The 8842-nt window shown below is 44.1% G+C and carries 4 protein-coding genes; all 4 read right to left on the reverse strand.

Going from position 1 to position 8842, the window contains the following annotated elements:
• The coding region (locus tag QUB70_RS25190) for a beta strand repeat-containing protein (RefSeq protein ID WP_442927821.1) at positions 1 to 3959 on the reverse strand (3959 nt) is incomplete at its 3' end.
• A gap of 363 nt (positions 3960 to 4322) precedes the next feature.
• The gene (locus QUB70_RS25195) at positions 4323 to 5429 is read right to left on the reverse strand and encodes a hypothetical protein (protein ID WP_332984162.1); all 1107 of its coding nucleotides are present in this window, start codon (positions 5427 to 5429) and stop codon (positions 4323 to 4325) included.
• The gene (locus QUB70_RS25200; protein ID WP_332984163.1) at positions 5426 to 7366 is read right to left on the reverse strand and encodes a CHAT domain-containing tetratricopeptide repeat protein; all 1941 of its coding nucleotides are present in this window, start codon (positions 7364 to 7366) and stop codon (positions 5426 to 5428) included. The genes QUB70_RS25195 and QUB70_RS25200 overlap by 4 nt, the downstream gene beginning before the upstream one ends.
• A gap of 31 nt (positions 7367 to 7397) precedes the next feature.
• Positions 7398 to 8552: a DUF1822 family protein gene (locus QUB70_RS25205; protein WP_332984164.1), complete on the reverse strand. Its 1155-nt coding sequence runs from the start codon at positions 8550 to 8552 to the stop codon at positions 7398 to 7400.
• Between the last annotated feature and the right edge of the window lie 290 nt (positions 8553 to 8842).

The following is an 8842-nucleotide window of genomic DNA, read 5'->3' on the forward strand; positions in this document are numbered from 1 at the left end:
GCTGTGGGTGCGGGCGTGGGAGTAGCTGCGGCTGTGGGTGCGGGCGTGGGAGTAGCTGCGGCTGTGGGTGCGGGCGTGGGAGTAGCTGCGGCTGTGGGTGCGGGCGTTGGCGACGGTACGGAGATAATTTGAATGCGATCGACATCCTGTCTGTGAGTATAACGATAGGAGTTATCCCGCAAAATTGTTTGAATAGGAGCAGAATTTCCCCTAGTAATTGCACCCGCCGTTCCATTTGTGGTGGAATCACCGACAATAAACGGCGTTAATCCTAAACCTCCGTGGCGGATAATTATAGTACCGCCGTTAGCATCTCCAGGACTTCCAGCCGTAGAAATGCTAGCATCGATGCTGTTTCTGTCTGTGAAGGAATTGAGCGATCGAAAAAACCCTCCCATCAGAATCTCCACATTTCCGCCGATACCGCTGCGACTTTGAGCATTAATTAGACTCACAGTAATATTGCCAGAAGTGCTGCGGTTATAAGCCGTGACATTCCCTGCATTCCCCTGGGCCGAAGAGTCAATTTTACCAACATTAATACTTCCGGTAGCGTCGAGCAAGATACTGCCGCCATTACCAGCAGACGAGGTATTGATATCGCCAGCAGTAATATTAGTTCCCGCGCTCAAAGCGATATTACCGCCATTGTTTGGGGAAGTCGCATCGAGATTTTTTGTTGTGATTTCTCCGTTCTCACTAAACAAAGAAATTCCGGCGGTTGTGGTAATATTTTGGGCGGTAATATTATTCGTAGTAATAATGTTAATTGCACCGGAACTTTCGGGGATATCATCTTGAATACTGACGCTGTTGAGGGGAGAGACACTGCCCACAGCATCACCCAAATCTACACTTCCTGCATCGGGTTGAACAGTAAGACTGTAATGCCCGTCAATAGTAGACTTAAAAGTAATATCGCCAGTCTCTAAAATTTTGACCGAGAGGTCGTTACCTAATGTTACCGGAGCGTTAAAAGTAATATTGTTGCGGTTAGTTTCTATCTTGCCGCTGGCAGTAATAGAGTCATTTGCCTTGACATCAATATTGCCGCCAGTCACAGTAATACTGGGAGCGAAAGTGCGGGAATTAATATCCGATGTCGAAACTGTTCCTTGAGCATTTATGGTGATATCTCCGCCTTTACCATTTGCCGCAGCGGTAATAATTGGGCCAGCAGTCGTGTCGATATTACCGCCGCTTTGAATGCGAAGATTGCCGCTATTGGCGTTGAATCCGCTTAATAATAGGGCGCTACCAATTCCTGCCGTACTGATGTTGGTTGCAGCTTCCAGGGAAATATTGCCGCCGTTGTTACCGCCGATCGCATTGATAATTCCACCAGTAGTATCGATCGCCCCGCCGCTTTTGAAGGTTATTGAGCCGCCGTCTTGATTGCCGATCGCCCGGATGTCGCTGGTAGTAATATTTCCTGTAGCATTTAAATTAACATTGCCGCCTCTGTTAGTTTTAAGATCGGGAGATGAACCGTCATAACTTGTCAATAGCTGACCTGTAGTGATATTTCCATTGCTATTAGTAAAGTTTAGATTTCCACCCTGTATTCCCGATACTAAAACATCACCTATATTAATGTCACCGCTGGCAGTAGATAAAGTAACATTGCTACCGTTGCCGTTACTAGAAGTACCCGCGATCGCACTTCCTGTTGTCGGTATTGTGATTCCAGTGCTGGCTTGAATGGTAATATTTCCAGCAGCGCGATCGCCCGTTGTATCGATGGTTCCAGTATTAATTGAACCGCCGCTAGTAAGGGTGATCGAGCCGCCATTTTGATTCGCCCTTACATTGAGATTACCAGTTGTAATATCGCGAGCAGCTTTTATATTTATTGACAGACCATTGGCAGTCTTAAAACTATTGTCCACTATAGTGCCACCTATATTAGCTAAAGAAATCGCACTTATTTGGCCAATATTAATAGATCCATTTACGCTGGTAATATTGATATTGGCACCATCAGCTTGCGCTCCACCTGTACTATCTGAGTTTGAGTTTATATAATCTACAGAAATATTATGATTGGCCTGTAAAGTTATAGAACCAGGACTGGTCGAGTAAATGTCTCCAGTGCGGATATGTACTCCATTTGGAGGAAAAATAATAGCTCCTTGTTCGCTGATGATGGTAACATTACCGCTCCTGCCAGTAGATATTACACTAGGAGCTCCTCTAGCAAAACTCTCTATGCAAGATTGAGGGTCAATACAGTTGAGAGAGATATCGTTTTTTGCTTTGACAGTAATATCACCACCTGAAGTAAACCCGGAAGATGCTAGACTACCTGTAGTAATAGTGCCACCTGCATTCAAATTAATATCACCGCCCTTGCCAGCGACCACGAGAATTCCACTATTAAGTGTACCTGTAAGGATGTTGCCTCCAGCAGTCAAAGATATATCACCACCATCAGCACCTAGCCCGTCGGTCCTAATCGTTTCTGTTTGAATGTTGCCTGTAGCTTGCATAATTACAGGGCCTAGGTTTGGCGGGATACCAACAGGAGTAGTAATATTTCCTATTTGAATGTTACCGCCCGATCGCAAAATTACCGATCGCGAATTACCCAAAATAAATTCATCTGTACCCGGAGAAGCACCAGCATAAGTTGCATCGACACTCGTAATATTGATATCTCCATTAAAAGTAATATTTCCCGTACCCGAAGTTGTATCTACCTTGATAGATGCACCCGTGTAATCCCCAGAACTATAGTCACCAGGTTGTGTATATATTGGATCGTACAGACTAATAAAATTCGCAGGTTTACCAGATAAATCAACAATCGAGGTGTTATTCCCGCTCCTAAAATGAGCATCTGTAGATATCATTCCATCACTCGCTAAAGTCAAATTTCCGCCGCTGACAAAAGGCGTTTGCGAAAGATGATTCAGCGCCAAAAGATCGATACTTTGATTTCCCTGAATATACAGATTACCGCCAGCATTCGCCACAAACGGATTTGCCACACTATCGCGCACCCGCACTGTATTGTTAGCCAGCAAATTCAAATCACCCGTCGTACGCAATTGACTTTCAACTAATGTCAAATTGCGATTAGCTGACAGCGTTGCAGTCTCCGCATTTACTCCTTTAGCAACAACATCTCCATTCTCTACCTGCAAACCAGAACCCGTTAATTCTACTTGCCCTCCAGCGTTGACTGTCACCCCCGTTGCACTTCCCCCGCCACCCGCCAACAACTGCGGCAAAGATGCAACCGGCAACACCCAATTTTGAGGCAAACTGCCCGCTACAGATTGCGGCTGAATCTCCAAACTCAACAGATTTCCCGGTTGACTAATTCTGACTAAACTATCGCCCGGAACCGCCGCAACAGTAATATTTCCTCCCGGTGCAGAAACTTGTCCCGTACTCAAAACCGTGCCGCCCAACAAAGTTAAATTTTGCCCTTGTCCCACCGCCAAATTGCCTAAATTGACAATTCCTCCCGGTTGCGTATTTGTAAAAGCAAAACTATTAGGATTTCCGACTAATTGTGCGTAATTATTAGTACCAACAGCATTAAACCAATTATTGCCGAAACCGATGCCCGTCGCAGTAGTCGCGGTAAAAGAACCGGGAATATTTAAGCTAGAATTTGCACCGAAAACAATCCCCGCCGGATTCATTAAAAATAAATTGGAATTGCCGCCCGTAATTTGAATTATGCCATTAATCAGCGAAGCATCGCCGCCGACAACTCGCCCTAAAATATTGCGAATATTGGGATTTGATATAAAGTTAGCAGTTTGTCCTTGAGTTAAGCCGAATTCTTGGAAACTGTGAAATAGATTTGTGCCGTCGCCAGATTGTTGGCCGCCGTTGATGTTGAATTGGTTGCCGCTGGGAGTAATTTGAGTATTGGTGCCGTCGGTTGCGGGGGTGATTTGGGCTTTGGCTGTTTGGGATGGGGCGAAAAGTCCTATTTCCCACATTGCTAAGGTGGTAAATGAGAGAATGGTGAGGAAAGAACGGGGTTTTTTGTGTGTTGATTTCATAGTTTTTTTAATATATGTTATGATGCTCATCAATTCATCAACCAATAAATTATAATATCACAATCCTGTAGGGGCGGGTTCACCGAAATATATGACACCCAACGACGGATATTGAAAACCCGCCCCCGCCCCACCAAAATATTAATAATTCATTGAATTTAACCCGGTGGCGGGGATGTTGTTTGGGGTTGTTGGTGGGGTGGGGGCGGGTTTTTACAGATTATTTGTGGGTGACAAAATCCCTGGCGAACCCGCCCCTACGAATTCTGTTTTGAGGATGGTAGATTCATCAACAATTTACTATTTCCTGTCTTCCCTCCTTTGCAAATCTCGCAATTGCTTCTCTACCTTTTCCACCATCGGCAAATCACCTAAACTTTGAAATCCATCTTTTGCCATTCGCAAATATTTCATAGCTTCCAGATTGTTTCTCATCGCTGAATGAACTTGTCCCAATCCGTATCGAGCGGCTGTCAACTCCTCAATCTCGTCAGGTTTCGCAGCATTAATTGCCTGTGAATAGTAGTCTTCAGCCTGCGGAATTAGTTGCAGTCTCTCCATGTATAAATCCCCCAAACTCCGATAAATTGGCGGTGTTTCAACTCCTATTTTTTGTAAACTTTCTAAAATTTCTATTGCTTCGGCAATCAAGTTTGTGTTAAGATAAATGGTAGAAATTGCTAATTTTTTAGCGTTTTCGTTAGGTACTTGTTTGTCGATCGCCCCAACCTCACTTTTCACCCTTTCCACCTCACCCTCATCCAGCAACCTAAACTCGATATCCCCCTCTCCAACAGCGCTTTCGGAAGAAGCACCCGTATTCGCCTCGACAATCAACTTGTAGCTAGCACCCGGTTTCAGCGCCGGTTCCCCCGGATAGACAAATTCAGTACCGCTAACAGTCATTTCCCAGTTTAATTTCGCTCCATTTTCGCGCAGGCTCAACTTATAGCTAGTAGCCCCAGCAACCGGATTCCACCGCAAAATTGGTTTATTATTCAGCAATTTCGTGCGGCGCGGACTGATTATATAAGGAATTGGCGCGCTATTCCAAGCAATTTTACCATCACCGCGATCGGGACATTTAATCAAGTCGCGACTGCATTCAGCTTGAGACTTTTCCTTGGCTAACAAACAGCTATTCAATTGATTTTCAGCCGGTGCGATCGACTTTATTCCCAAATCAGCACATTGCAGCATAACTTGTCCGTTTTGTGCTGTTCGCAATTTGTCTCCCGGATAAATCGGCGTACCGCTTGTAGGGCGGACGATTCGACCGTTTTGGCGCTCGATCGCAACTTCCCCGCTAGTATGGATAATTAGTCCGTTGGATATTCTGTTACTCGCTGCTAGTGCGGTAGTTGCGATCGAGCTTAAAGCTATAAAAACTGCAACCCTGATTTTCATTTGATATTTCCTTTTATTTGTAAACGTTGCTGGGCAATTTGGATACATCGATCTTGTTCTGGTATGCTGGAATTAGAATATTTAATAGTTTTTTGCCAGTGTTCTAATGCTGACTGTGGCTGGCCTTTTGTTTCGAGAACCCCTGCTAAAAGGCAGTGAGCTTCCGCGCTGTTATCTTGAAATTTTATTGCTGTTTTGAAATCAGTTTCCGCAGCGTCATATTGCTTTTGTTTCAACCGCACCCAACCGCGATTTTTTAAGCAAGCAGATTTTACTCCGTCGTGTTGAGTGTTTTCCAAACAAAGGGCGATCGTTTTTAAAGCTTCTTCGTGTTTATTATCGAGCAAGAGCGATCGCGATCTTTGAGCGTAAGCATCAGGAAGTCCGCGCCACACTGCATTTTGCATGGCGTCAGACGCACATTCGCTATCATTCAATTGGTCGCACAATATAGATAAATTATAGTAAGGTTGCGCATAATTTAGGTTAATTAAAGTTGCTAAGCTGTAGTATGCTTTAGCGATTAAAGGTTTATTATGACGGTGGTTTTCCATGCCAATTAGATTGGCAACTGGGGCAAGTATCGGGCCCATTAACATATAACTGCTAGCGGTAATAGCTAAACCGATTCCGAAGCGGCGCATCAAATTAGATATAAAAATAGAGATAAAAGAAAACGATGTCCAGCGGTCAAAAAAGGTAAAAATCCTCAAAAAAGACAGACTACTGCTTAAATTAGCATAGTTATTTATAATTGATGGATTTTGCTTCGCGCTATGCGATCGCAAAGTATACTTCCTTTTGCCCAAAATCCAAGGTAAAGTCAATCCCTCAAAAGTCGGCTGCTGACACAGCATCGGTATCGCGCTAGCGCCGGGAAAGTCAGACTCCCATCGGCGCAAATCATCCTTAGCTTTTCGCACTGCTAAAAACAAAGGATCTTCTTCGCCTAAATATCTGAACAAAGACTTGACAAAATAGTGAGCGATCGCATCTGGTATGGGTGCGCGCATCACGATAGTTGACGGTAAAGGCAGGCCTCCCGCCACTAAATCTGCTGCCAATCCCAGGCTGGAACAGGAATTTAAAATTAGCAACTCCAAGCCTTTAAAAATCGATTTTTCTAAGCCCTTTTTTAAATACTCTACTGTTACAGTATTGTCGATATCTGTCTGATTGATGTGCAGCCACCCGTGGGTAGCATTCCTGTTGCTGTGTCCCCCGTAATATAAAATTTGCCAGTTTTTTTCATCCTCAAGATGCGCGCGCAACTCTTCAGGTTTTGGATGTCTGAGAAATTTTAACTTCTTACAGCGATCGCCCACCGACTTTTTGATACTTTTCTTATCTTTTTTAAGATTAATTCCCTGGCTGTTACCCCACACGCATAAAATTCTACCTCGGGAAGGCAGAGGAATTCCTTCTGAGGTGGCCTTTTTGGAAAATTTTCTATACTGGGACGTACTTTGAATTATTTCAGAATTGCTGTAATCTTCGCGAAATTTCCACGCATCCCAAGGCCACTCCCAAATATCCGCATCCTTACTTTCGATAAATACTTCAAAAGATGCAGAGCAGCCGCCGCTTTCGCCGAGCTCTTTTCTCAGATTTCTCTCAATTCCCGTGTAAAAATCCTCACTAGCCAGCCATCGGCTCATGGCTTCATTCAAACCTCGATATATAGCACTAGGGTTGTCTTCAGAAATATTTGTTATTCCTGTTTGCTTGATTTTAATCCCAGAAGCGGTTCGGGTAGAGATCACCGCACCGCAAATCATTTTCCACCTTGCGTGCAGTTTCTCAACTTCGGGTGCTGGCGGCAAACTTCCTTCAAATTTATAAACTGTTATTCCGCTTTGTTTAATCTCCGCTACGATGTGAGGAAAGCCGTCTTTTAAACTTCCGAACCCTAAAGCCAAGATAATTCTTAAGCTCATAAATTAGATACGGGTAAAGTGAATGACAAAATCATACCACAAAATTTTCGGTTACGCTTAGATCGTCAAGAGCTACTCGGATACTAAAGCTCTTGTCTGGATCTACGTGAAAATCGTTCAGCAAAATGCACAAGTTCTGAACCGTTGATTTTACTTCCTCTAAAGTTTCTCCGGTGTCGGATATTAAGGAAAGTTTGATATTCATTGGCAGGTAGCATTCTCCGAGCGCCGGATGCAGTTGGACGTGAACTCTGAGAGTGCGATCGGACTCTTCGGCAATAGCAACTAACAAAGCAAAAGTTGTCCTTCCCAAACGCATTCCCAAGTCAATCAATTTAGCCCGCGTCACATCTGCTTCGGGAAATATACGGACACTGCTTCGATATCCCTCCTGGCGATTTTCAGCTCTCGAACTTCCACTACCTCGGAATACAAAACTGGTATTTTCTTCAGGAAAAATCGCCTTTCCTAAATTTTGCTTGCCTTGCTCAATTTTCTGCCAGCCTGTTTCGACAGCATTTTTCAACCAATTGCCCAATTTTGACGTAATCGGATTTTCGATCGCAACAGGAGAAACCTCCGGCTGCGGGTTAAATACCGATTCAAAAGGCAGCCAATCAGCCGTAAATATATTCTCCAGCCACTGACGCAGGTTAATTTTAGAGGCTGACAAATGTTCGAGGTGAGTTAAGAAATCGTCAAGAGAATGCAATTCGCTCAATACTAATTCCCCCGCCTCCGCAGTTGGAGAAAAACCGAGCAATCTCGCTTTTTTTTCCTCCTCATTTACTTCCACGACGATGTAGCCGATGCGTTCCTCCCTAGTTTCGATCGGCACAGGGCAAATATCCGGTAGATTCGGCGAATTTGACTTGCTGTTTTCTTCGTTTTGATGTACGCCCCTAATCGGACGGCATTCAATTTTGCCCAATCCTTTAACATACAAATCTGCCACATCCTCAAACATCCGAATTACAGGATTCCAGCTATCGCATTGAGTCAGATCGGTTTCAATATCCAAAATTGTTAAGTAATCCCGAACTGCGAGCAAAGCCAAAGTGTTGAGATAAATCTGTTCTATTCTGTGCGGGTGGCGCTGTTCGGAAGCAAATTGCCGTGCTGAACGAATTGCCTTTTGGGTAATTGGCATTGGCAAAGATTCGTTTTCGATACTGTTGTTATTCATGCTTGTATTACACTCCTGGTATTGTTAGTTGATATCCTTGGTCTTCGCAAAATTTTTGCAGCAGGGGGACGCATTGAAGCTTGAACAATTTATACAAAGTGCTAGGCGCGCAGCCAAACTCTGCTGCTAGTTGTTCCATACTTTTACCTGACGACCACTGGCGCTGCAATAAAACTTGGCAAGTTATATCCCGTCTTCTGTGAAGGTGATTGCTGGCTCTCCTGAACTTGTGGTGATAATTTTATCTAATCAGAAAAACAAGCTAATACGCGATTTCTGAAATTATGAAA

Source organism: Microcoleus sp. A003_D6 (genome assembly GCF_036702825.1).
Lineage (GTDB): Bacteria > Cyanobacteriota > Cyanobacteriia > Cyanobacteriales > Microcoleaceae > Microcoleus.